The sequence below is a fragment of the Clostridium sp. cel8 genome (assembly GCF_014050525.1).
Classification (GTDB): domain Bacteria; phylum Bacillota; class Clostridia; order Clostridiales; family Clostridiaceae; genus Clostridium_B.
The window spans coordinates 1-25,507 of the sequence record NZ_JACGAG010000005.1 but is presented as its reverse complement, the minus strand read 5'-3'; the positions used below and the strand labels follow the sequence as shown (position 1 = coordinate 25,507).

Annotated in this window: 20 protein-coding genes and 2 other annotated features; all 20 genes read right to left on the bottom strand. The window is 29.7% G+C overall.

Going from position 1 to position 25,507, the window contains the following annotated elements:
• Nucleotide 1 precedes the first annotated feature (1 nt).
• Nucleotides 2-1,606: a murein biosynthesis integral membrane protein MurJ gene (gene murJ / locus H2684_RS06225; protein ID WP_347707531.1), complete on the bottom strand. Its 1,605-nt coding sequence runs from the start codon at nucleotides 1,604-1,606 to the stop codon at nucleotides 2-4.
• Nucleotides 1,564-2,670, bottom strand: a complete 1,107-nt coding sequence (locus H2684_RS06220; protein WP_182088535.1) for a glycosyltransferase family 4 protein — start codon at nucleotides 2,668-2,670, stop codon at nucleotides 1,564-1,566. The genes murJ and H2684_RS06220 overlap by 43 nt, the downstream gene beginning before the upstream one ends.
• A gap of 25 nt (nucleotides 2,671-2,695) precedes the next feature.
• Complete coding sequence (locus H2684_RS06215) at nucleotides 2,696-3,445, bottom strand: acyltransferase (protein WP_182088534.1); 750 nt, start codon at nucleotides 3,443-3,445, stop codon at nucleotides 2,696-2,698.
• A gap of 35 nt (nucleotides 3,446-3,480) precedes the next feature.
• Nucleotides 3,481-4,587, bottom strand: coding sequence for a Gfo/Idh/MocA family oxidoreductase (locus H2684_RS06210; protein WP_182088533.1), 1,107 nt, complete (start codon nucleotides 4,585-4,587; stop codon nucleotides 3,481-3,483).
• A 74-nt stretch (nucleotides 4,588-4,661) separates the two neighbouring features.
• Nucleotides 4,662-5,981: a nucleotide sugar dehydrogenase gene (locus tag H2684_RS06205; protein ID WP_182088532.1), complete on the bottom strand. Its 1,320-nt coding sequence runs from the start codon at nucleotides 5,979-5,981 to the stop codon at nucleotides 4,662-4,664.
• Nucleotides 5,982-6,016: 35 nt separating this feature from the next.
• Complete coding sequence (locus H2684_RS06200; protein WP_182088531.1) at nucleotides 6,017-7,204, bottom strand: glycosyltransferase; 1,188 nt, start codon at nucleotides 7,202-7,204, stop codon at nucleotides 6,017-6,019.
• A 37-nt stretch (nucleotides 7,205-7,241) separates the two neighbouring features.
• Nucleotides 7,242-9,101, bottom strand: coding sequence for a nucleoside-diphosphate sugar epimerase/dehydratase (locus H2684_RS06195; protein WP_182088530.1), 1,860 nt, complete (start codon nucleotides 9,099-9,101; stop codon nucleotides 7,242-7,244).
• A 92-nt stretch (nucleotides 9,102-9,193) separates the two neighbouring features.
• Nucleotides 9,194-10,126, bottom strand: a complete 933-nt coding sequence (gene galU, locus H2684_RS06190; protein ID WP_182088529.1) for a UTP--glucose-1-phosphate uridylyltransferase GalU — start codon at nucleotides 10,124-10,126, stop codon at nucleotides 9,194-9,196.
• 50 nt (nucleotides 10,127-10,176) lie between these two features.
• A complete protein-coding gene (locus H2684_RS06185; protein ID WP_182088528.1) occupies nucleotides 10,177-11,244 on the bottom strand; it encodes a tetratricopeptide repeat protein in 1,068 nt (355 codons plus the stop codon).
• A 33-nt stretch (nucleotides 11,245-11,277) separates the two neighbouring features.
• Nucleotides 11,278-13,008 carry a phospho-sugar mutase gene (locus H2684_RS06180; RefSeq protein WP_182088527.1) on the bottom strand — a complete coding sequence of 577 codons (1,731 nt, stop codon included), beginning with the start codon at nucleotides 13,006-13,008 and terminating at the stop codon, nucleotides 11,278-11,280.
• 203 nt (nucleotides 13,009-13,211) lie between these two features.
• On the bottom strand, nucleotides 13,212-13,655 hold the full coding sequence (locus H2684_RS06175; protein WP_182088526.1) for a DUF523 domain-containing protein: 444 nt from the start codon (nucleotides 13,653-13,655) through the stop codon (nucleotides 13,212-13,214).
• A 29-nt stretch (nucleotides 13,656-13,684) separates the two neighbouring features.
• Nucleotides 13,685-16,045 (bottom strand): endonuclease MutS2, encoded by a 2,361-nt coding sequence (locus H2684_RS06170; protein ID WP_182088525.1) that lies wholly within the window; start codon nucleotides 16,043-16,045, stop codon nucleotides 13,685-13,687.
• 66 nt (nucleotides 16,046-16,111) lie between these two features.
• Entirely contained in the window at nucleotides 16,112-18,475 is a 2,364-nt protein-coding gene (locus H2684_RS06165; protein WP_182088524.1) for a U32 family peptidase, read from the bottom strand.
• Between the two features lie 140 nt (nucleotides 18,476-18,615).
• Nucleotides 18,616-19,227, bottom strand: a complete 612-nt coding sequence (locus H2684_RS06160; RefSeq protein WP_182088523.1) for a cell division protein ZapA — start codon at nucleotides 19,225-19,227, stop codon at nucleotides 18,616-18,618.
• A 192-nt stretch (nucleotides 19,228-19,419) separates the two neighbouring features.
• On the bottom strand, nucleotides 19,420-21,798 hold the full coding sequence (pheT, locus tag H2684_RS06155; RefSeq protein ID WP_182088522.1) for a phenylalanine--tRNA ligase subunit beta: 2,379 nt from the start codon (nucleotides 21,796-21,798) through the stop codon (nucleotides 19,420-19,422).
• Nucleotides 21,799-21,836: 38 nt separating this feature from the next.
• Nucleotides 21,837-22,856 carry a phenylalanine--tRNA ligase subunit alpha gene (pheS, locus tag H2684_RS06150; protein ID WP_182088654.1) on the bottom strand — a complete coding sequence of 340 codons (1,020 nt, stop codon included), beginning with the start codon at nucleotides 22,854-22,856 and terminating at the stop codon, nucleotides 21,837-21,839.
• A gap of 61 nt (nucleotides 22,857-22,917) precedes the next feature.
• Nucleotides 22,918-23,138: a binding site (T-box leader), on the bottom strand.
• Between the two features lie 65 nt (nucleotides 23,139-23,203).
• Nucleotides 23,204-23,986, bottom strand: coding sequence for an RNA methyltransferase (locus tag H2684_RS06145; RefSeq protein WP_182088653.1), 783 nt, complete (start codon nucleotides 23,984-23,986; stop codon nucleotides 23,204-23,206).
• An 84-nt stretch (nucleotides 23,987-24,070) separates the two neighbouring features.
• A complete protein-coding gene (rplT, locus tag H2684_RS06140; protein WP_182088521.1) occupies nucleotides 24,071-24,430 on the bottom strand; it encodes a 50S ribosomal protein L20 in 360 nt (119 codons plus the stop codon).
• A gap of 28 nt (nucleotides 24,431-24,458) precedes the next feature.
• On the bottom strand, nucleotides 24,459-24,656 hold the full coding sequence (gene rpmI / locus H2684_RS06135) for a 50S ribosomal protein L35 (RefSeq protein ID WP_182088520.1): 198 nt from the start codon (nucleotides 24,654-24,656) through the stop codon (nucleotides 24,459-24,461).
• A 34-nt stretch (nucleotides 24,657-24,690) separates the two neighbouring features.
• Nucleotides 24,691-25,212, bottom strand: coding sequence for a translation initiation factor IF-3 (gene infC / locus H2684_RS06130; RefSeq protein WP_182088519.1), 522 nt, complete (start codon nucleotides 25,210-25,212; stop codon nucleotides 24,691-24,693).
• A gap of 18 nt (nucleotides 25,213-25,230) precedes the next feature.
• Nucleotides 25,231-25,366 (bottom strand) — a sequence feature (ribosomal protein L20 leader region).
• Between the last annotated feature and the right edge of the window lie 141 nt (nucleotides 25,367-25,507).

The window sequence follows — 25,507 nt, the reverse complement described above, 5'->3', positions numbered from 1 at the left end:
ATCACTTTTTAATCTTTAGCTTTATTAATTCTGTCAATTCCTCTACTTTTAAAATTATTAACATAATTGTATAAGCTAATACACCTACCAATGTACTTGCCATTATATTTATAGCTAAAAATATATTTTTCTCTGGCAGTACACTATTTAAAAATGTATAACATTCAAACACCAAAAGTGCCATAACAGCACCTGATATTAACATCTTCACAAATCCTATAAATATAAATTTATAACTTATTCCACTTACCTTTTTCCTAATTTCTGCAAATAGAATAATAGCTAATATCGTCACTGATAACGTAGTAGCAAATGCAATTCCATTTACTTTCATAATTGGTCCTAAAACGAGTATAAATATAATATTTACTACAACAAGTATAAAACCATTTACCATAGGTATTACAGTATTTTTCATTGCAAAAAATACTTTACCAAGTATATCCATAAGGGAATATCCAAATGCTGAAAATGCAAGATACTTTAAACATGTTGAAGTTGCTATTGTAGCACTTCTGTCAAACTTTCCATGCTGAAGTATAAGTGTTATAATAGGTTCACTTAAAATTGCAAGTCCAAATACAAGAGGAATAGCTACCATCATAACTATATTTACAGATCTAACAAAGAGATTTTTAAATCCATCCATATCATTCATAGCAAATCTATCAGTAAGTTTTGGATACAAAACAGTAGTTATAGACACTATAAAAACTTGATTTATTATAGTGCTAAATTTAGTAGCATAATCTATAACGGATATACTTCCATTTATTAAATATGACGCAAAATTTCTTGCCACCATTAAGTTTATTTGAGAAACTGCACTACTTATAAGTATTGGCACAGAAAGCACCATCATCTTTTGTACATTCTTATCTTTAAAATCTATAATAAATTTGTACCTATAATTTTTTCCCATAAAAGGTCTTTGAGTTATTGCTTGAGTTATTGCTCCTGCAAATACAGACAATATAGCTGCTAAAAGCCCATATCGATTGTAGAATATAACGAGGCCTATTATTATTGCTATATTAGCTGTAATTCCAGTTAGAGCTGGTTGAACAAATTTTCCATAGGATTGAAGATATCCAGTATAAAGGCCACTTATCCCCAAAAATATTATAGATGGCATGAGCACTCGTGTAAGCTTAACTGTTGTATTGAAATTCTCTCCATTAAAACCACCTGCAAATAATTTCACAAGCTGTGGAGAAACTACTATTGCTATAATTGAAAGCACTATACATAGAATTCCAACTATATTCAATACATTGTTAAAAAACCTATCTGCCTTTTTTCTATCATTTTTTACATTTGAAAATACAGGTATAAAAGTAGTAACTAGTGCAGCTGCAACTGCACTGAAAAACACTTGAGGCATGGCACTTGCAGTTTTAAATATATCCGATTCTGCCGTAGCACCTAGCTGTATAGCAACTATAAATTCTCTTAAAAATCCTGTAAATTTACTTATTACCAATAGAGCAGTTATGATCATGCTATATTTGGCTATACTTTTCATACTCTTTCTTGACTCACTCATAGCTCCTCCAAAATGCATTATCCTAATTGACTGTATGCATCTAGCAATTCCCTTTCGCACACATTCCAATTATATACTTTTGTAACATCTTTGTATCCACTTTCGCCCATAATTTTAGCCTTATTTAGATTTTCTGCAACTTCAATGATAGCACGAGCTATTTCTTCAGGAGAATCTGGCCTAACAAGTATTCCGCTTCCAGATTTAGTAAGTACATTTTCTATCATTGGAAAATTACTTCCTATAACTGCAGTTTTACTGCTCATATATTCAAATAACTTTATAGGTTCAGAATTCACATATCTCCAGTTTCCTGGCTGCAAAAGTACAAATCCTGCATCTGATAATTTTAGATAGTCAAACACCTGTGTATGTGGAATTTTTCCTGTAAATGTAATATCATTTTGAGATAATTTATCTTCTACAAAATTTTTACACTTACTCTCAAATTCACTAGTTTCAAAAGGACCTACAAATATGTATTTAAAGTCCTTATCTTTTATAGTTTCTACAGCTTCTAGTATTTTAAATATTCCCCTATCTTCTCTAAGTCCACCTACATATATAAAAGTAGGCTTTTCATGTGCTTCTTTTTTAAAATCTCCACTTTGCAAAACAGGATAATTAGGTATTAACCTTACATTTTCATTATATTTTTTAAATTTATCTACTAAAATACTATTTACAGTAATTATACAGTCTGCTTGTTTTCCAAGCCTTTTCTCATAGATGTATACAGCCTTTTTTGCTATGGATTTGCTAAATCTAAAATGCTCTGAGAAAGCTTCTGGATAGTATTCATGAGAGTCATATATTATTTTACATCCAAAATGTTTTTTTAATTTTGTAGCTACCTGAAATGAGTCTGGTTCATGTGCATGATATATATCAGCTCCTATTTTACTTGCTATATTAAACATATTTCTCATAGGTTCTACTCTGTCATGCCAGTTCTTCCTCTTTGGAAAACATTTAACTATTACTCCATCCTCTGTAACAAAATCTCTATCTCCAGGAGCCACTAGATAAATTTCACTATATTTTTTTTTCAAAGATAGTATTTCTTTATAGTAAATTCTATTGTCAAATACATCATGTCCTGATGTAAGCATACATATTTTCATAAGTTACACCTCATAGGTTAAATAATTACTGATTTCTAAGCAGCTGATCTTCTGGTACCTTTCTTAAATATCTAGCAGGGTTACCTGCAACTATAGTTTCACTTTCTACATCTTTTGTAACAAGACTTCCCGCTGCTGCAAACCCATCTTCCTCTATAGTTTTCCCTGGCAATACTACAGCTCCAGCTCCTATTCTGCCACCTTTTTTTACCGTTACACCTTTAAAGTGATTAAATCTTTCCTTTGATCTAGCTGCATAATTGTCATTTGATGTTACAACACAAGGTGCTATAAATACATAATCTTCTATTTTGGAATATGCAGTTATATAAGCATTGGTCTGTATTTTACAATTAGATCCTACAGTGCAGTAATTCTCCACTGTAGCACCTTTTCCTATTATAGTCTTTCTCCCTATAGATACATTTTCTCTAACTACCGCCAAATCTGCAATCAAGGTTTTTTCACCTATTTTACAACCTGCATAGACTATAGAAGAGGCTCCTATAAGGCATTCATCTCCTATAATAGCAGGTTCCATATCTTTTTCATCATCTTTAAATATGCTATTTGCAGCTCTCATAGGCTGTTTTCCTATAATAGCATTGTCATCTATTCTTACATTACTGCCGATTTTTGTAGCTTTATGCACTACTACATTATTGCCAATAATACAATTATCTCCTATAATGACGTCATCTTCTATAACTACAAAATGACCAAATGTTACGTTTTTTCCTATAATGGCTTTTTTAGATATAAAATAATTATCCATTTTTTACTCCTTCTAGAATACATAGTTTAATAATTCTATTTATGTATCTTACTTATATTTACCATATCCATAGTTGAAAAATCCTTAAGTGGAAATTTCACTGGCATTCCAGTAAGTCTTGATTTATATGCAGCAAGAATTATAGACATACCTTTTTTACCTTCTTCTCCGCTTACAAGAGGAGCTCTGTCATTGTTTATTGCATCAATCATGTCCTTGAAAAGTGGCGTATGACCAAAGCCGTATACTGTATCAGGATCCCCTTGCTGTTGTTTTAATATTTCTTCTTCGCTATCTATATTATCTGCAAATCTCCATGTTTCAATCTTATTTACTGCAAGACCTCCTATGGACACTGCACCATTTTCTCCGAATATGCTAAGTGTTTCTTCCAAATTCTTTGGATACACACATGCACTTCCTTCAACTATTCCAATAGAACCATTTTTAAATCGTATAATTATTGCACCAAAATCTTCTGCTTCTATATCTCTTAAAAATGTATCACACTGAGCATATACACTATCTATTTCTCCACCCATCATCCACTGCAATAAATCTATATCATGTATACATTGGTTCATCAAAGTACCACCATCTAACTTCCAAGTACCTCTCCAAGGTGCCTGCTTATAGTAATTCATATTTCTGTTCCAAAGAATCCTTGCAGTTCCATTTATAAGTCTTCCAAACCTATTATCATCAATTGCTTTTCTAAGCTTTTGAATTGGCTTATTAAATCTATTTTGATGACTTATACACAGCTTAACATTATTTTCCTTAGAACATTTTATCATGTCATCTGCATCCTTTATAGAAAGTGCCATTGGTTTCTCTACAATAACATGTTTTTTCTTGTTCATGCAATAAATTGCTATTTCTGGATGGTATCCACTTTCAGTTGCAACTGTAACAACATCTATTTCTTCATTGTCAAGCATTTCTTTATAATCTGTATATACTTTTACTTCTGCATTTTCTCCCATTTTATCTATGTACTCATTTTTCTTTTCCTCTGCCTTTTCTTTTATTACATCACAAGTACATACAAGCTCTGCTTCTTCCTTATTATTCACCAATGCTTCTATATGCTTATAAGAAATTCTTCCACAACCTATAATTGCAAATTTTAACTTTTTCATAAAAACACTCCTCATTAAAATTACTCCATTTAAGAATATAAGTCCTATAAACTAGGACTTATATTCTTAAATATTTATAGTTTATAAATTTTATTTCTATTATTTTTCACATCTTTTGTAGCATTTCTAGTATCATATACAATCTTTGCTCTTTTAACAATTTCTTCATAATCATAACAGCTGTGATTTGTAGTTATTATAACTATATCTGATTCATCTATAACATCTTTCCATTCAACACTATTATATTCTTTATCTTTATATTTAAACTTAGGTATATATGGATCATTTACAATAACATCTGCTCCATTTTTCTCTAAATGTTCTATTACTTTAAGTGCTGGTGATTCTCTCATATCATCTATATCATTTTTATATGCAACACCTAGAAGCAACACCTTTGCACCATTCATTGCCTTTTTTTCATATTTATTTAAAAGCTTCATTGCTGTATCAACTACAAAAGCAGGCATTGAATCATTTATATCTCCAGAAGCCTCTATGAGTTTTGTATGGAAATCATATTCCTTTGCCTTCCATGAAAGATAAAATGGATCAAGTGGTATACAATGTCCACCAAGTCCTGGGCCTGGATAAAATGGCATAAATCCATAAGGCTTTGTCTTTGCAGCCTCAATTACTTCCCATATGTCAATATTCATTCTACTACACAAAATTGCCATTTCATTTATAAGACCTATGTTTATATTTCTAAATGTATTTTCAAGTATTTTTTCCATTTCTGCAACTGCAGGTGATGATACTGTAAATACATCGCTCTTCAGTACATTTCTATAAAGGGTTGCTGCAACCTCAGTACATTCTTTAGTGCATCCTCCAACTACCTTAGGAGTATTTTTTGTTTTATATTTCTTATTTCCAGGATCAACTCTCTCTGGTGAAAATGCAAGGAAAAAGTCCTCTCCGCACTTTAATCCACTTTCTTCAAGTATAGGTTTAAGAACTTCCTCTGTAGTTCCAGGATATGTAGTGCTTTCAAGTACTACAAGCATACCTCTATGAAGATATTTTGCCACACTCTTTGTAGAGTTAACTACATATGATAAGTCAGGCTGCTTATAAATATCAAGTGGAGTAGGTACAGATATTGTAACTGCATCTACTTCTTTTACAAATTGAAAATCAGTAGTAGCTTTTAGCTTTCCTTGCTCAACTAATACTGAGAGATCTGAATCAACTACATCTCCTATGTAATTATGTCCATTATTTACCATTTCAACTTTTTTATCTTGAACATCAAAACCAATAACATTATATCCTACTTTTGCTTTTTCCACTGCAAGTGGAAGTCCTACATATCCAAGACCAACTACACCAAGTTTTGCAGTCTTATTGTTTAATTTTGATATCAATTCATCTTTTAATTGTGACATCATTTTTCCTCCTGAATTTTCATAATTTTATAAAATCATATAATTTCATTATACAATTTTATAACCTCTTTAGCATTTTTATCCCATGTAAAATATCTTTTTACAGTATCAATTGCATTTATACCTATTTCCATTCTCTTTTTCTCATTTTCAATTAAATATGAAAGAACAGAAACTAAACTATCTACATCTTTTCTTTTAACTAAGAATCCATTGTATCCATGTTCTATAGCATCTTCAATTCCTTCACCTTTTACACCTATTACAGGAAGTCCTTGAGACATTGCCTCTATATATGCAACACCAAATCCTTCATTGTAACTTGGAAGAGAAAATATATCATATTGTGACATATTTTCAATTACTTTGCTATGTTCCATACTTCCTAAAAAATTTACTATTTTTCCTAAGTTAAGTTTTTTTACAAGATTTTTAAGTGCACTTTCAAATTCTCCGCTTCCTATTATATCATATTGTATATTCTTATACTTATCTTTTAATTTACTTATTGCCTCTAAATTTATCTGTATACCCTTTGTTTTCTTTAAATTTGACACGCTTAGAATTTTAATTTTATCTTTCTTTTCCTCATTTAGATTATCTTCGGAATTACATTTTATAATTTTTTCATCTATGCCATTATGTATAACTCTCACTTTTTTATAAAAGTTCTCTTGAGCTACAATATTGCCAAGCTTTGTACTCACAGTTATTATTCTGTCTACTCTATTTAAAACTTTAAATACTGCTTGTTTACACTTTTTATTTCTATATATTGTATTTTGAAAATCCTGCCCATGTATAGTAACAACATGTGGAAGCTTCAAATTCCTATTTACTATAATTGCACTATATCCATCTGGCAGTGCTACATTTGAATGTATTACATCAAACTTAAATTTCTTATATATTTGCTTTACAGTACTTGTTATACACTTCCCCATAAAATATCCAGACCTATTAAATAGAATTCCTCTTGGAAATTCTAGATACCTTGGATAGTACACATCTATTGACCCTATTTTATCCTTATATGGTATATTTGAATATCCCTTCCATTTTGCACTCATGTTTTTTAGTGGAAAAGGTGCCCAAGGTACAGGACTTACAACCTTTACCTCGCATCCATTTCGTACAAGTGCCCTAGCCTGCTCATATACAAATATTCCAGCCATATTATTAAAATTTGAAGGATACATATGGGAAATTATTAGAACTTTCATATTTCCTCCACATAAAAATTATAATTTTAATCAAGTATTAAGCAGATTCCTCATCATTCTTCTTTCTCCTGTAAGTAGGAACTTTTTCTTCCATGAGCTCGAATACACTTTCTTTATCTCTATTTACTACTTTTTTAAATTCATCTATAGAGCTATTTATAAAACCAATATCTATATTGCTATTTTTCTCAACAAATATCTTATTGTGTTCCGTAGATGTAAGTGCCACTTCATTCATAAGTGGTTCTTCATAGAGTTTTTCTCCTGGTCTAAGTCCTGTATATTCTATTTTTATATCCACATCAGGCTTATAACCAGAAAGTGTTATGAGATCTCTAGCTAAATCTACTATTTTAACTGGTTTTCCCATGTCAAGAACAAATATTTCTCCACCTTTTGCTATTGCACCTGCCTGTATAACTAGTTGGGCTGCTTCTGGAATTGTCATAAAAAATCTATTTATTTTAGGGTGGGTAACAGTAACAGGACCACCATGGGCTATTTGATTTTTAAATAATGGTATAACAGAACCGTTACTTCCAAGTACATTTCCAAATCTTACAGCAACATATTCAGTATCACTAACTTGATCAAAAGCCTGAACCATCATTTCACAAAATCTCTTTGTAGCTCCCATTATATTTGTAGGATTTACTGCCTTGTCTGTACTTATTTGGACAAATTTTTTAACTTTAAATTCATTGCAACATTTAAGTACATTATAAGTTCCTATTATATTATTTTTTACAGCTTCTTGTGGATTTAATTCCATAAGTGGAACATGTTTATGAGCAGCTGCATGAAATACAACATCCGGTTTATATTTTGAGAATATTTCTCTCATTCTATTAATATCCCTTATTGATGCAATAATAACCTTTTTGTTTAGTTCTGGATGCTTATAGTTAAGTTCCATCTGTACACTATAGGCATTGTTCTCGTATATATCCAAAATCAAAAGTTCTCTTGGGTTAAACCTTGATATCTGCCTACAAAGCTCAGATCCTATTGATCCTCCGCCTCCTGTAACTAATATAACTTTATCCTTTATGTACTTATTTATATTGCTATTATCAAGCTTTACCTCATCTCTGCCAAGTAAGTCTTCTATATTCACATCTCTAAGTTTGCTTATATTTACCTTTCCGTCCACAATTTCATATATTCCTGGTAATGTTTTTAATTTGCAACCTGTTTTTTTACATATATTTATAATCTCTCTTTTTGAATCAATATCCACAGAAGGAATTGCAATTATTATTTCTTCTATTCTATTTTTTTTGCATATATCTATAATGTCATTTCTTCCTCCAAGAACTTTTACTCCACTTATCATCTTATTTTTTTTAGCAACATCATCATCAATAAGTCCAACTATATCATAATTTAAATTGGTATTTCTCTTTATTTCCTTTATCAATATAGAAGATGCATCGCCTGCTCCTATTATAAGCAGTTTCTTACCGTTCTCCTTTGTGTCTTTCTCTCCCTTGCTCTGTTCAACTATTCTAATTAAAAACCTACTTCCCCCCAGTGTAACTACTGATAGTATCCAAAAAATTATATGAACAGAAAATGGGAATCTATAATATCTATTTCCTAGAAACGTAAAGTTTACAAAACGGCTATATATTATAAACACAATATTTGAAAGTGAAATTGAATAGATAATAGAAAGCAGTTCTTCTACAGATGCATATTTCCATATGCTATCGTATAATTTAAAAAACTTATTAAATATAAGTGTTATACCTATCACTGGAACCAATGATAATTTTAAGAATTCCATATATTCAGATGGTATAGAAGTAAAGTCAAATTTTAAAAGCAGTGCAAAATATAAGGAACCTATTAGCAATATCATATCATATATAATAAGTTTTTTACTTTTTTGCATATCAACACTTCCTAAAGTTATTTTTATAAAGTTTTTAAGCAAACTCTCTTTTCTATTTTACATCATAGTAAAAATTATTCAATATATTTTATTTATGAATTTGTAAACTTATTTTTACTAACTTCATCCATTGCTTCCTTATTTACATTTTTAAATAAATCAGTATCTTTTAAATTCATAAGGTATTGCATAAAAGGTTTTTTCAACTCATCTCTCTTTAGGGCATATTCTACAGTTGCCTGCAAAAACCCTAATTTATCTCCTACATCATACCTTCTTCCTTCAAAATTATAAGCATACATAGCCTCTATCTTTGCCAAGGTCTTAAGTGCATCTGTAAGCTGAATTTCTCCATCTTTGCCAGGAACAGTTTCTTTTAATATTTCAAATATAGATGGAGTTATTATATATCTTCCAAGTATGGCTATATTAGAAGGTGCACTTTCACATTTTGGCTTTTCAACAAGTCCTTTTACTTTATACACTCTATCTTCTATATACATACCCCTTACTATTCCATACTTGTAAACCTCATCTTTAGGAACTTTTTGTACTCCCAGTATAGATGTTTTGTATTCATCATAACAGTCCATAAGTTGCTTCAAACATGGCACTTTGCTATCTACCACATCATCACCAAGCATAACTGCAAAGGGCTCATTTCCAACAAAAGTTTCGGCACAACTTATAGCATTTCCTAGGCCCTTAGGTTCTTTTTGACGTATATAATATATATCTGCCATATTTGATACTTTTTGAACTAAATTTAAAAGTTCTTTCTTATTATGATTTTCAAGTTCATTTTCAAGCTCTACAGATTTATCAAAATGATCTTCTATAGCCCTCTTATTTCTTCCTGTAATTATTAAAATCTGTTCTATTCCAGATGCTACAGCTTCTTCAATAATATACTGTATAGTTGGTTTATCAACTATTGGAAGCATTTCCTTTGGCTGTGCTTTAGTTGCAGGCAAAAATCTAGTTCCAAGACCTGCTGCTGGTATTATAGCTTTTTTTACTTTCAAACTAAAAATCTCCCTTCAAATAAAAAATCATACATATAAAAATTTACAATTTATTTAAATATATTTTCAAGTTGAATCACAACTTCATCTTTAGGATCTAATTTTTTTGCAATATTAAAATGCTCTCTAGCACTTTTCATATCATTTAAATTCAAATAACACATTACCAAATTTGTACAAATTTCAACTGATCTAGTAGCTTCAAATGCCTTTCGCAAATAGGAAATCGCTGTTTTATAATCTCCTATACATGCATAATTTATTCCCATCTCATTTATAACTTCAACTATACTGCTATCTATATTTAAAGCTTCATTTAAATAGTATATGGCTTTTTCATAGTTTTCCAATAGTCTGTATGCTACTGCCACATAGTAATAAAAGGATGGATGATCTCCAAATACATCCATTAAAGGCAACATTATCTTTAAAGCTTCTGTAGGATTTTCATTTAGTATTTCTTTTGCTTTATTAAATTCAACTACTGACTTTACAGACTCTTTGAAATCCAAGGCTTCCATAGTTTTTTCTCCGCCTCTTGATATGTAATTATTTATACAAAAAAGAGCTTTTTCATAATTTTCATCTTCTCTTTGAATAATTGCATCATAAAAATATGGGAGAGCATAGTTATCTATACTCTCTGCATCTTCCAAAATTTCTAATTCTTCAGATTTGTAACTGCTATCAGTTTTTCTAATATAATCTACAAGAATTATTATTTTATCATAAACTTCTTTAGTTTTTTCTACATTAAGAAGCCCTTTAAGAAGTATATATGCATCCTCATATTTCTTATCTTTAACCTGCTTTGCTATCTTACCTTTTATAAACTTTACACTATTTGGTGTATTTTTTAATATTTCAATATAGCTGTCATTATACTTGAAATCTCTATCTGCTCCTAATACATAAAACATTCCTTCTATAAAAAACTGAACAGGTATTTTATCCATATTCTTTTGTGCTTTAACAGTATCAATTATATTACTTGCAGCTATAGGTAAATATATTTGCCCTTTTAAATCTGTATTAAAAATTTTTTTCAGATTATTTTTATCTATTTCCAAAAACAACATACTTGATAACTTATCTTTCAAGTGTACCTTTATATCCATAAATCTCACCTATTTTTCATATTTGTGTTTTAATTAACAGTTACATGCATCATTAAGTACTTTTTCAATTTTTTTCTGAAGAATCTCTATTCTTTTTTTAGAGTCATCTAAGTTATCTCCTATTACAGATAGATATATCTTTATCTTTGGCTCTGTGCCAGAAGGTCTTACTACAAACCATGACTTATCTTCCAAAATAAATTTAAGAACATTTGACTTAGGCAAATCAATGGTTTTTTCCTTTATACCAATCAAATCTTTTTCTACTCCAAGTTTGTAGTCAATCTTTTTTACTATTTTCACATTATCTAAATTGTCTTTCATTGAATGTCTAAGGTATTGCATTATCTTCTCTATCTTTTCACGACCCTCTATGCCCTTAAGTTCTATTGCCACAAGTTTTTCTTTATAAAATCCATACTTTTCATACAATTTTATAAGTGCATCATAAAGTGTCATTCCTTTTGATTTATAATATAGAACCATTTCACATATAAGTGCTGATGCAATTACTGCATCTTTATCTCTTACAAAATCTCCTGACAAATATCCGTAGCTTTCCTCAAATCCAAATACAAACTTTTTATCTCCTTTAGAATTGAATTCTTTTATTTTTTCTCCTATATATTTAAATCCTGTTAAAACATTTACTACTTCTACTCCATAACTTTCAGCTATTTTTTCAGCAGCCTCTGTAGTAACTATGGTTTTCACAATTGCAGCATTTTTAGGAAGTATCTTCATCTCATCTAAGGAAGATAATATATAATGAGTCAGTAAAATGCCTGTTTCATTTCCTGTAAGCACACTATATTTACCATCTGCTTTTTTTACAACAACACCTATTCTATCACAATCTGGATCAGTTCCAAATATTATATCTGGCTTTATGTCCTTTGCCATTTCAAGAGCTATATTGAAAACTTTTGGATCTTCTGGATTAGGATAATGTGCCGTTGGAAAATTCCCATCAGGTTTTTCCTGCTCCGGTACTACATGAACATTATTATATCCAAGCTCTTTAAGTACTCTTCTTACAGGTATATTTCCGCTTCCATGGAGTGGAGTATATATTATTTTAAGTTTGTCTGCCATATCGCGTATAAGTTCTTTTCTTATACAAAGCTTTTTTACTTTATCTATATATGTCTTATCAACTTCCTCACCTATAATATTTAACAATTTTTTATTTTTAGCTTCATGAATATCTATTGTCTTCACCTTTGAAAGATCATCAACTGCTTCTATATACTTAAATATTTCTTTTGCAGGTACATCTGTAATTTGGCCTCCGTCTTCTCCATATACTTTATAACCATTATATTCTTTAGGATTATGTGACGCAGTTATAACTATTCCTGCTTTACTTTTAAGTTCTCTAACTGCATATGATAACATAGGAGTTGGTCGCAATGATTCAAATAAATTTACTTTAATACCATTTGCACATAAATTTAAAGCGGCTTCTTTAGCAAAAGTTTCAGAATTTAGTCTTGAGTCATATCCAATACATACAGATATATCTTCATTGTACTTATTTATTAGATAATTTGACAATCCTTGAGTTGCCTTTCTTACAGTATATATATTCATTCTATTAGTACCAATTGCCATTACACCTCTAAGACCACCTGTACCAAACTCTAAGTCCTTATAAAACCTATCTTCTATTTCCTTCTCATCTTTAATACCTTTTAACTCTAATTTTGCCTTTTCATCAATAAGATCTGAATTTAACCACTCTTCATACCTTTCCTTATACATATCAATACCTCCTACTTAGTTATATATTAAATAGTATATTTTTATATGAATTATTTAATATAATATGCAATTATAGTAAATGAATCTGATTATTGTATGCTTACTGCGTAATATTTAATATTTATAATTATACTATAAATGGTGATTAAAATCACTTAAACTACAATGTTTTTACCAAATGATAACATGTATAAGTCTTCCATCTAAAAAATATCTTCATTATATACTTTTATATTGTTTTTTATTAAAAGTTCACAGGTTACTCCATTTCCATCTATTATATTTCCATTAAAACTTCCGTCATAAATTTTCTTATATCCACAAGATGGGCTTCTTGATTTCAATATAGCTGAAGTTACATTACATCTTTTACATATGTTTAATGTTTCATAGGCTCCCCTTAAAAAATTTTCACTCATATCCACTCCCTGTGAATTAACTACAAATGCTCTTTTCTCTATTACATCTATTCCAGATCCACCCTTTATTTCACAAGGTAATCTTGGAGTACTTAATCCTCCAAGTTGTTCTGGACAAACTGGTATAGCTTTTCCATCTATAACAAGTTTTAAAATTTCTTTTTTTAGACTACTTCTTCCGTCATATCTAGTATTTATACCACAAAGGCAAGCACTTACTATAATCATATTATTACTCCTCCACCAAATTACGAAATCTACTTTAATTCAACTATTGTAACACCTGTACCTCCTTCTCCATACTCACCTAGTCTATATTTTTTTACATGTGAATTACGTTTTAACATTTCATTTATTGAATTTCTAAGCACTCCTGTACCTTTTCCATGTATTATTGTAACTTCCTTAAGTCCACCCATATATGCATCATCTAAATATTTATCAGCTGTATAAGTAGCTTCTATAGAATCCATACCACGCAGATCCACAGAACTAGGAACAGATTTCAAATTCAACTTAGGAGATCTCTTTTTAGTCCTATCTGACTTTTTCTGAGAATTCTTTGCCTTTCTAAGATCCTTAAGCTTAACATCTATTTTCATTATACCTGCCTGTACTTGAACTTCCCCTCTATTGTCTGGCAATGTAAGTACAATTACATTTTGGTTAAGGGATGGCAAGAAAACTTCTTCTCCTTCTCTTACGCTGTCAATTTCTTCACCTTCATTTGTTTTATTCACATACAGCTTTTCTTCAGCATCGTCTAGTTTTTTTCCAAGTCCCTTTCTTTGACGTTCAAGTTCTTTTCTAGCTTCACTACTATATCCAAGTTTTTCTAATCTTCTCATTTCCTTTAATATAGTATCTGCTTCTTCTTTAGCTTCCTTCATTATATTTCTTGCTTTTTTATTGGCTTCCATAATAGTCTTTTCTCTAATGTTTTTAAGTTTATCGAGCTTTTTTTCATACTTTTCTTTGATTCTTTCAGCTTCAATTTTTAGATTCCTAGCCTCTCTTGAATATCTTTCTGCTTCCAAATTTTTATTTTGAAGATTTTGTATAAGATCTTCAAATTTTAAGGCATCACTTGATATATTTTTTCTAGCATCTTCTATTATAAAGTCAGGAAGTCCCAATCTCTTTGATATTTCAAAAGCATTAGATTTTCCAGGAGATCCTATCATAAGCCTATATGTAGGCCTTAGTGTTTTAACATCAAATTCAACAGATGCATTTTCAACTCCATCTGTTTTTAAAGCATATACTTTTAATTCACTATAATGAGTAGTTGCAACTATAGTTGAATGTCTTTTCTTTAAATTTTCAAGTATTGATACAGCAAGAGCAGCTCCTTCTGTAGGATCTGTACCTGCTCCAAGTTCATCAAATAAAACAAGTGAATTTTCATCTGCCTTATTTATTATGTTTACAATATTAGTCATATGAGAAGAAAAAGTAGATAGGCTCTGTTCAATACTCTGTTCATCTCCAATATCTGCAAAAATTTCTTTAAAAAATCCAACAGTTGAGTTTTCTCTTGCAGGTATCATAAGCCCACTTAATGCCATAATATGCAATAGTCCCATAGTTTTTAAAGTAACAGTCTTTCCTCCTGTATTTGGTCCAGTTATAACTAGAGATTTAAAATCCTTTCCCATGTATAAATCCATAGGCACTACTGATTTTCTATCTATAAGTGGATGTTTTGCCTGCACTATATCTATAATCCCATTTTCATTTACATCAGGCACTGTACAATTGAACTCACTTGCAAATTTTGCCTTTGCAAATATGAAATCCAGCTTCCACAATATATTTGCATTTATTTCAACAGCAGATATATTATTATATATATCTTTTGAAAGCTCAGCAAGTATCCTATCTATTTCAGCTTTTTCTTCAAGCATAAGTTCTCTTATCTCATTATTTAAGTTGACAAGTCCCATTGGTTCTATATACAAAGTGGCTCCACTGGAACTTTGATCATGTACTAAACCTGGAACATATGCTTTATATTCAGCTTTTACAGGAAGTACATACCTACTTCCCCTAATTGTATAGAGATCATCTTGCAGATATTTAGAATATCCTCTTACAAGTGAATTTACCTTATCTCTTACAGATGCATTTTTACTTCTTAACTTTCTTCGCAAATCATATAATTTAGAACTTGCTCTATCTGAAATATGATCTTCACTTTCTATAGACTCAAATATCTTATTTTCCAGTGATTTTAACTCTGTAATTCCAGAACAAACGTCTTCTAATATCCTATAGGACTCTTCCTCTTCTTTATGACTTATATATGTTTTAAACCTTCTTGAAGCTCTAAGCACTCCAGCTATTCTCAATATCTGTATAGGCATAAGCACTGAACCCTTTTTAGCCATTGTTATTCCATTTCTAACATCATAGGAACCATCAAAAGGAGGGGAACCCTTTTTTATAAGCAATTTAAATGCCTCCATAGTTTCAGTTAAGTGTTTTCTAACTTCATACACATTATCATAAGGCTTCAATTTTTCTATTATATCTTTACCTGCATTGGTAATAGCATATTTTTTTAACTTTTCTTTTATCTTATCAAACTCCAATGTTTTGAGAGATTTATCATTCATATCGTATAGTAATACCCCTTTCATAAATAAGTAATAAATTTGTGTAGATTAGTAGACTTCTTATCTTTACTCTATACCTTTCTTATAGTGTCCTCTTGTAAATCCAGAAAAATCTTTATTCCATTTTTCATTAATAAAAGAATCAATTATCTCCTTTGCCTGTTCATAAGTTTCATCTATAAAATCTATTCTAAAACTATTTACTCCTATCTTTCTTAACTCACTTATATTTGGAATTAAATTTGTTGGGACACTATTGTATATATAACTTCTACAAAATCTATCTGTACTAACTGGAAATACTTTATTTTTTCTATCTATAAGTGAATACTCGCTATTTTCGCATGCTAAATTACACTCTTTAAATGAATCTTTTCCTCCAAATGTACTGCCTATAGGGCAGTATTCACTTACCATAACCTGTACTCTACCATACACAAGCATCTGACAATTGTTTTGATTATTATTGAGCATATGTTTTACTTCATTTCTGCTAAGTTCTGCACTTAAACAACTCCCATCTATAAAATTATTATAAAAATTAAGAGAGTCCCTGTTATATATATTCAGCTTATAATCACCTATTATATCTACATTTCCTTTAAATCTATTTATTATACCTAAATTAGATGTAATTATCCCCTCTATTTTATTTATATTATCATGTATAAAATTGCATATATATTCAAATTCCCGTTTTACTATATTTGGCACAACTATATATACTTTTCTATTTTTCAAATTCTCTAAATCAATTTTAAAATTTCTTTTAAAGGGATTTATACATATAAAATCTAAGCTAGACTCCAAAACAGCTCTAAGCTGTTCTTCATTCGTTACAGATACCATTTTTTCTGGCAACTTTTTTACAGATGAACACCTTTTAAATGATTCTATATGTGGCACAACTTTTTTTGATCGATTTATATTTTTATCCAATATATATTTCTCAATACAATTTATAAGCTTTCTTCTTACTGAATTTAATGAAGATATAGGTAAAAAACCATGTTCAAAATATGCTAATTCTATATTAGAAAACTTAAATATACTATCTCCCGTTTTAAGCAAACTGCTAAATACTCTCTCCTGGCTAAGAGGTCTTTTTATTGCTCTTTGAACAATATCTCCTTCTACTTTAAAAACTTTGCCATCATATATTGTTTCTAATTCAATTGGACTTTCTAATTGAAATTTTACTTTTAAATTTAATTCTATCTTCTTTTCATAAGGATTTTTATATATGTCTTGAAGATTTTTCATCTGATTTAAATCCGCAGTCTTATAAAGCATATCTCCTCGTCTGTACTTTGTAGGAAAAATTTTTACCCTATCTCCTTTATCTGCACTAGAAACTTCCATGTTACCTTTTAATATCTTAAATACATTAAATCCGCTTTTATCATGTCTTACTCCATCTCCTATAGACAAAGTATCTTTTAAAATGACAGTCATGTCCTTTTCAACTTTTCCTATCTCTATTCCTGTATTTCTTGGAGATAAATACGACATCATATCTCTTCCAGTATTTTTAAATAAATATGCCTTTGTAAAACCTTCTCTATTAAAAAGTTGCAGCAATCTCTTTTTACTTTTATCTGTGTTTAAAGCACTTTTATTTGACATTTTATTACTTAAACATCTATCTATTGCCTTTCTATACTCTTTTACGACTCCTGCAACATATTCAGGCCTCTTCATTCTTCCTTCAATTTTCAAAGAAAAAGCTCCACTTTCAATTATATCTTTTACATTGTCAATAGTGCACATATCTTTAGGGCTTAAAAGATACCCTCTTTTAGAAACTTTATCTTTATTTCTCACTATATTATAAGGCAATCTGCAAGGTTGTGCACACCTTCCTCTATTTCCACTTCTTCCACCAATCATACTGCTCATAAGACATTGCCCTGAATAACATACACATAGTGCTCCATGAATAAATACTTCAGTTTCCGCAGTAAGTTTGCTAGATATAAGCCTTATTTCTTCTAAAGACAGTTCTCTTGAAAGCACTATTCTGTCAAATCCTATTGATTCTAAAAATAGTGCACCTTCTAAATTATGTATTGTCATTTGAGTAGATGCATGAATCTCAAAATCTGGGAAATGCTTCTTTACAAGAATTGCAAGACCTATGTCCTGAACTATAATTGCATCTACTCCAATATTATATAAAAACTCAACATATGTAAGTGCATCTTTCATTTCAACATCTTTTATAATAGTATTTATAGTTACATATACGCTGACATTATATAAATGGCAATATCTAACAACTGACTTTACAGACTCATTATCAAAATTGTGAGCATAGGCTCTAGCTGAAAACTTATCTCCTCCAATATAAATGGCATTTGCTCCAGATTGTACAGCAGCGTATACACTTTCCATATCTCCAGCAGGGGCTAGCAGTTCTACTTTATTCATATAGTCATCTCCTTACACATTACTTATTATATAGTAATATTTAATACATTCAAAGTTTTATATATTTTCCTATAAACATCTTAAAAAAGTCTTAAAAAATAATAAAAAAATCGAACTAACATTTTCCATTAGTTCGATTTCTACACTGACTTTTCACTTAAAAGAGGATTCCTCTTCTTTCTCTCTTTAGCCAAATTTATTTGATTTTCCTGCAATTTGTTTTCAAGATCCATTATCTTATATCTTAATGATTGTATCTTAAACTTGTACTCTTTATTTTCAGATTTAATTTTAGCATTTTCTTTTAAGTACTCCTCAACAGATTTCTTAGTCAATTTTATTTCTTCTTCTAACTGCATAATTGTTTTGCTATCTCTTTCCATTTTTTCCTTGTAATTATTATTGCTTCCATAATCTTTTAATTTTTTCTCAAGTTCAGAGTTATATTCTTCCATATGTTTAAGTTGTTTTTTCAAAGAGCTTATTTGTCCTTCATATAATTTCTGACTTTCTTTTAATTCTTCAATTTCTTTTTTTAATTTTTCATTTTTTTCCTTTATTTTAAACATATCATCAGCTGCATTTAAAGCAGATAATATCGCCGCCGAAGAAGTACTTAATTTATTGTTAATTTCAAGTACATTCTTTACTTTTTTATCTACATAACTAGCTAATCTATGCAAATATTCTTCTTGCTCATCGCCTTTTAATTTATACTCTATACCATTTATCATGACTGTTACCATATTCATTTGAACACCCTCTTAGCTATCGCCATTTTAAATAACTATACCATTATTCTATCACAAATTACATATAGATTAAACTACTATTTGTAAATTTGTAGGTAAAATTTCCCATTAAAGCATAGTATAAAAGATTATTACTAATTAATTATTTTATATTAAAAATAATCTTTAGTAATAATCTCTTATAAAAATTTACTATCTCAACTTAGCGCCAAGTTTATTTTCAAGTGCTCTAAGTATCTTATTGTGAACTTTATTTACTTGATTATCTGTAAGTGTCTTATTTTCTAATCTATAATTTATAGAATATGCTATAGATTTTTTACCCTTTTCTATCTGCTTTCCAGTATAAACATCAAATAGTTTTATACTTTCAAGCATATTTCCACCATATTTCTTTATTATACTTTCAACATCCTGTACAAGAGTATCTTTATCAACCACAATAGAAATATCTCTTGATACAGCAGGGAATTTAGGAAGTGGCTTATACTTTTTAGTTAAGTCCACATATTTATATAATGAATCTAGATTTATTTCTAAAATATAACACCTTACTCCAACTCCATAATTATCAGCAACAGTTGGATGAATTTCACCAAATGTACCTATTAGATCCTTTTTTACAAATAGATTTGCAGTTCTTCCAGGATGAAAACTTGGATTTTCAGTTTCTCTCTCAAATGAAAATTTACTTACTTCAAATGAAGTTAATATATTTTCCACGATACCTTTTAAATCAAAATAATCAACATTTCCATACATACCTACAGTCAAAATATTTTTTTCATCTGGTAATTTGTTTGGGTCATCATTTGGCATATATACTTTCCCTATTTCAAATAATCTAGCAGATTCATTACTTCGTGAGTAATTTCTACTAAGTGCTTCCATCATTGATGGAATTGAAGTAGTCCTCATTATACTATAATCCTCACCTAAAGGATTTCTTATAACAACTACATTTCTAAGACTACTATCTTTAGGAAGACATATTTTATCAAAAGCTTTCCTACTAAAGAAAGAATAACTTATAGATTGATTTAAACCACTTGCAATAAGTATATCTATAACTTTATCGTCAAGTTTTTGTTTCTTATTTTTTCCTCCTTTAGTACTTACACTTTCTATAACTGTTGAAGGGATTTTATCATATCCATATATTCTTGCAACTTCCTCAGCTACATCTTCTCTTATATTTATGTCGCTTCTAAATGTAGGAACGTAGACATTCAAAATATTGTCTTTTATCTCTGTTTTTAATTCCAATCTGTTAAGGCAATCAGCCATTTCCTCTTTAGATATGTGTATTCCTAAAAATTTATTAATCCAATCTGAATTCACCTGCACATAATGAGGTTCAACTTTTTTATTATAGATATCAATAGTTCCTTCTGCAATTTCCCCAGCTCCAAGTTCTTCTATTAAATGACAAGCTCTATCCATTGCAATTTCTGCTAAATTAGGATCAATATCTTTTTCAAATCTTGATGAAGCCTCAGTTCTAAGTGCCAATTTCTGTGTAGAAATTCTTATATTAGTTCCATCAAAATTTGCACACTCAAATACTACATCTTTGGTATCATCTTTTATTTCTGAGTCAAGTCCTCCCATTATACCTGCAAGACCTATTGCAGTTTCACCATCTCTTATAGTGAGTATATTATTGTCTAATTCTCTTTCTTCTCCATCTAATGTGGTAAACTTTTCACCATCTTCCGCTCTTTTTACTATTATTTTTTTAGAATGTATATCTCTTATATCGTAAGCATGCATAGGCTGACCAAGTTCTAGCATTACAAAATTTGTAATATCAACTATATTGTTTATAGGTCTAACTCCAGCTTCAAGAAGTCTTTTCTGCATCCAAGATGGCGACTGCTCTATCTTTACATTTTTTATAACCTTTGCCATATATCTCTTGCAGAGTTCATCTTTAATTTCAACCTTTATCTCATCTTTAACATTATATAGATTTGATTCCTTATATGTAATTTCAGGATTCTTATAACTTTTATTTAATGTTGCAGCAGTTTCTCTTGCTATTCCTAAAACACTTAAACAATCAGGTCTATTTGAAGTTATCTCAAAATCTATAATACTGCTTTCCATATCTACAACTGACTTTATATCTTTTCCTACAGGTGTATCCTTTGGAAGTATCATAAGTCCGTATACCGGTTCATCTCCTGCTATTCCAAGCTCTTCTTCAGAACAAAACATACCATTTGACATTAGCCCTCTTAATTTTCCTTTTTTTATCTTCACTCCACCATGTATAGTTGATCCATGTAATGCTACTGGTACTACATCCTGTTCTTTCATATTAGTAGCTGCTGTTATTATCTGTATTGGTTCATCTTTTCCTATATCAACACTACATACAGACAATTTATCTGCATCCGGATGTTTATATATATTTATAATTTTACCTGTTACTACTTTATTTATTTCATCCCCTGTGGTCTGAATTTCTTCAACCTTTGATCCACTTAATGTTAATTTATCTCCCAATTCTTTAGCAGAAATATCTATATCTACATAATCTTTTAACCATCTAACTGGAATTTTCATAAGTTACTCCCTCCTAAATTACTATAAATATATAAATGTTAAAATTGATTTAAAAATCTCATGTCACTTTCATACATATTTCGTATATCATCTATTCCATACTTAAGCATAACCATTCTGTCTACACCCATACCAAAAGCAAATCCACTGTACACTTCTGGATCTATTCCACAATTTCTAAGTACTTGTGGATGAACCATGCCACATCCTAAAAGCTCTATCCAACCTTCGTCTTTACATACTCTACATCCCTTTCCTCCACATACAAAACAAGTGGCATCCATTTCAGCAGAAGGTTCTGTAAATGGAAAATGATGTGGTCTAAACTTTGTATTTATTCCATCTCCAAACATTCTTTTAGCAAACATTTCAAGTGTGCCTTTTAAATTTGCAAATGTTATACCTTTGTCAACTACAAGTCCTTCCATTTGATAGAATATAGGAGAATGTGTGGCATCCACTGAATCAGAACGATATACCTTACCTGGAGATATCATTTTTATAGGTGGCTTTTCTTTCTCCATTATCCTTATCTGTACTGGAGATGTCTGAGTTCTTAAAACTATATTGTCATTTATGTAAAATGTATCCTGTTCACCTCTTGCAGGATGATTTTTAGGTATATTCAATGCTTCAAAATTATAATAATCCAATTCAACTTCAGGACCTTCTTCTATTGTAAATCCCATTGAAATAAATATTTGTTTCATATCTTCTAAAGTTTGCTCAAGTGGATGTCTTTTGCCTATAATTTGTTTTTTACCAGGCATAGTTATATCAATTTTCTCACTTTCCAGTCTATTTTCTATATTGGATATTTTTATTTTATTTAAAGACTTTTCTATAGCTTCTTCAAGATTTTTTCTAACTTCATTGGCAAATTTTCCAACAATAGGCCTTTCTTCTTTAGAAAGTGATTTCATATTTCTCAGTATCTGAGTTAATTCCCCCTTTTTGCCTAGGTATTTAACTCTTATCTTATTTATTTCTGTAACCTCTGTTTTATTCTTCAGGTCTTGTAAAGCATTTTCTCTTATCTTTTCAAGTTTTTCTTTTATCATCATGCTTTCTCCTTTCACAAATATATAAAATTCAATAAAATAAAAAAGAGCACTTCCCAAAAGGGACGAACTCTGTATCCGCGTTACCACCCAAATTGATATTATAAAAATATCCTCTTGCAAAATTTAACGATTTTTATTCGCTAATTGCTACTATAAAATTCACAATTAGAACTCCGGAACGAACTTCAAAGTAAAACAAATATAAGAAAACTCTCAACTTAAATTTTCTCTCTCTGTAAATAGTTATACTCCTACTCTTTCCATCAAAGTATAAATATATTGATTTTTATCATTATTTATTGTAAATGATACAATTATCCTATTGTAATGTCAATATAAATTTATTTTAATCTTCTCCTCACTATTTCAAACATCATTATACTTGCGGCCACAGATACATTTAAAGATTCTGCACTTCCTGGCATTGGTATTTTAACATTTATATCTGACATATTTATTATATCTTCACTTAGTCCATTCCCTTCATTACCAACTGCAATTATTATTCTATCAGCTAATTTACATTTATAAAAATCTATATCTGTATCAAGAGTACTTGCTAAAATTTTAAATCCATCTTTTTTTAAAGATTTTATATTTTCCAAATTATAATCATAAATAATAGGTATATGAAAAATTGATCCCATTGTAGATCTTAATGTTTTTTCATTATAAATATCAACAGTTCCCTTAGTCAATATTACACCTAAAGCTCCTGACGCATGTGCACTTCTTATTATAGTTCCCATATTTCCAGGATCTTGTATTCTATCTGTAAGTACATAAAATCCATTTTGAGATTTAACCTCTAATTTCCTATTTTTCACCACTGCAATTACACCTTGGGAATTATCTGTACCACTAATAGTTTCAAATAGTTTATTTGAAACATAATATATTTTTCCTTTAATTAAATCTTCTAAATTTTTATCTTTTATAAATTCTTCCCATTTATCTTGCAAAATTTCATTTACAAATATAGTTGGAACTATAAATTCTGATTTTACAGCCTCTTCAAAAAATCTAAATCCTTCTACCAGAAATTTATCCTTCTGATTTCTGTATTTCCTGTTTCTTAATTTTTTAATTTCTTTAATCTGAATATTATTTTTACTATTTATTATATTCAAAAAATCCACCTGAACTTTTAATTGATATTCCTATAAACAAAAGAGTGTAGACACTCTACACTCCATATGTAAATTATTTTATGCACTTAATTGTTTCTTAGCTATTTCAACTAATTTAGCAAATGCCTTAGGATCGTTTATTGCTATTTCAGATAGCATCTTTCTATTTATATCTATTCCAGCAGTTTTTATTCCATTTATGAATTTTGAATAGGAAAGTCCATTTAATCTTGCTGCAGCGTTTATTCTTGCTATCCAAAGCTTTCTAAAATCTCTTTTCTTAAGTCTTCTTCCTACATATGCATTTCTAAGTGCTCTTACAACTGACTCATTAGCTGTTTTAAATAATTTACTTCTTCCACCATAATAGCCTTTTGCTAATTTTAATACTTTCTTATGGTTCTTACGAGCATTAACAGCTCTTTTTACTCTTGCCATTCCTTTAACCTCCTTTTAGAATTTTCGATTATAAATAAGGTAGTAAATTCTTCATGTTTTTTTCTTGAGCTTCTGAAACATAACCTACTTTTCTAAGATTTCTCTTTCTCTTTGAACTTTTAGCTGTTAATTTATGACTTTTAAAAGCTTTTGCTCTCTTAAGTTTTCCTGTTCCTGTAACTTTAAATCTTTTTGCTGCACCCTTCTTAGTTTTCATTTTTGGCATAATAATTCCTCCTCTCCATTATTTATGCTTTTATTTATGATTTATTAGGTGACAATATCATCACCATATTTCTTCCCTCAAGCTTTGCTTTTTTTTCTATTGAACAGATATCTTCAAGTTTAGAATAAAAATTATTTAATATTTTTCTTCCAGTAAATGAATAATCCGCTTCTCTTCCTCTAAATCTAACTGAAACTTTAACTTTATATCCTGATTGTAAAAACTTTCTTGCATTATTTGCCTTGACAGAAATATCATGCTCCTCAATGGATGGACTAAGTCTAATTTCCTTTACAACAATAACTTTTTGTTTCTTTCTAGACTTTTTTTCCCTTTTTGATTGTTCATATATAAACTTTCCATAATTCATGATTTTACAAACTGGAGGTTTCGCATTAGGAGATACCATAACTAAATCCAATTCGCTTTCTTCTGCAAGTCTAAATGCTTCATCTACTTGCAAAATTCCCAGCTGTTTTCCATCACTTGCAATAGTTCTTACTTCTTTTGCCTTTATTTCTTCATTTACGAGAAAACCCTTATTAATAATTTTCACCCCCTAGTAAAATTATATAAGCATGCAAAAAAGAGACAGCTCACGCCGCCTCTCAATATTCCAATAGGAAAATGTAAACTTTACACTTAAAAATCCCACTTAACCTTACTAGCTATGCCGTAAGGTGAGAAACGGCTAGTTTCTTCTTAAAACTCAACTTTGTTAAGTATACTACACTTGTATTGCCATGTCAATATATTATTTGAAATCAAAACTATACTTATGATTGAAAGATGATAATGTCCTAGTATAAGAAAGATGAAAATGTCCCAAATAAATAAAATTTATATTATAA

Excerpts from the sequence above, each read along its gene's own strand:
- H2684_RS06220 (WP_182088535.1), bottom strand. The coding sequence starts at position 2,670 with ATGAAAATATGTATGCTTACATCAGGACATGATGTATTTGACAATAGA.
- H2684_RS06215 (WP_182088534.1), bottom strand. The coding sequence starts at position 3,445 with ATGGATAATTATTTTATATCTAAAAAAGCCATTATAGGAAAAAACGTA.
- H2684_RS06210 (WP_182088533.1), bottom strand. The coding sequence starts at position 4,587 with ATGAAAAAGTTAAAATTTGCAATTATAGGTTGTGGAAGAATTTCTTAT.
- H2684_RS06205 (WP_182088532.1), bottom strand. The coding sequence starts at position 5,981 with ATGTCACAATTAAAAGATGAATTGATATCAAAATTAAACAATAAGACT.
- H2684_RS06200 (WP_182088531.1), bottom strand. The coding sequence starts at position 7,204 with ATGAAAGTTCTAATAATTTCCCATATGTATCCTTCAAATTTTAATAAT.
- H2684_RS06195 (WP_182088530.1), bottom strand. The coding sequence starts at position 9,101 with ATGCAAAAAAGTAAAAAACTTATTATATATGATATGATATTGCTAATA.
- H2684_RS06185 (WP_182088528.1), bottom strand. The coding sequence starts at position 11,244 with ATGGATATAAAGGTACACTTGAAAGATAAGTTATCAAGTATGTTGTTT.
- H2684_RS06180 (WP_182088527.1), bottom strand. The coding sequence starts at position 13,008 with ATGTATAAGGAAAGGTATGAAGAGTGGTTAAATTCAGATCTTATTGAT.
- H2684_RS06175 (WP_182088526.1), bottom strand. The coding sequence starts at position 13,655 with ATGATTATAGTAAGTGCTTGCCTTTGTGGTATAAATACTAGATATGAC.
- H2684_RS06170 (WP_182088525.1), bottom strand. The coding sequence starts at position 16,045 with ATGAATGATAAATCTCTCAAAACATTGGAGTTTGATAAGATAAAAGAA.
- H2684_RS06165 (WP_182088524.1), bottom strand. The coding sequence starts at position 18,475 with ATGAATAAAGTAGAACTGCTAGCCCCTGCTGGAGATATGGAAAGTGTA.
- H2684_RS06160 (WP_182088523.1), bottom strand. The coding sequence starts at position 19,227 with ATGAATATGGTAACAGTCATGATAAATGGTATAGAGTATAAATTAAAA.
- pheT (WP_182088522.1), bottom strand. The coding sequence starts at position 21,798 with ATGAAAATTCCAGTTAGATGGTTAAAAGATTATGTAGATATAGATATT.
- rplT (WP_182088521.1), bottom strand. The coding sequence starts at position 24,430 with ATGGCAAGAGTAAAAAGAGCTGTTAATGCTCGTAAGAACCATAAGAAA.
- rpmI (WP_182088520.1), bottom strand. The coding sequence starts at position 24,656 with ATGCCAAAAATGAAAACTAAGAAGGGTGCAGCAAAAAGATTTAAAGTT.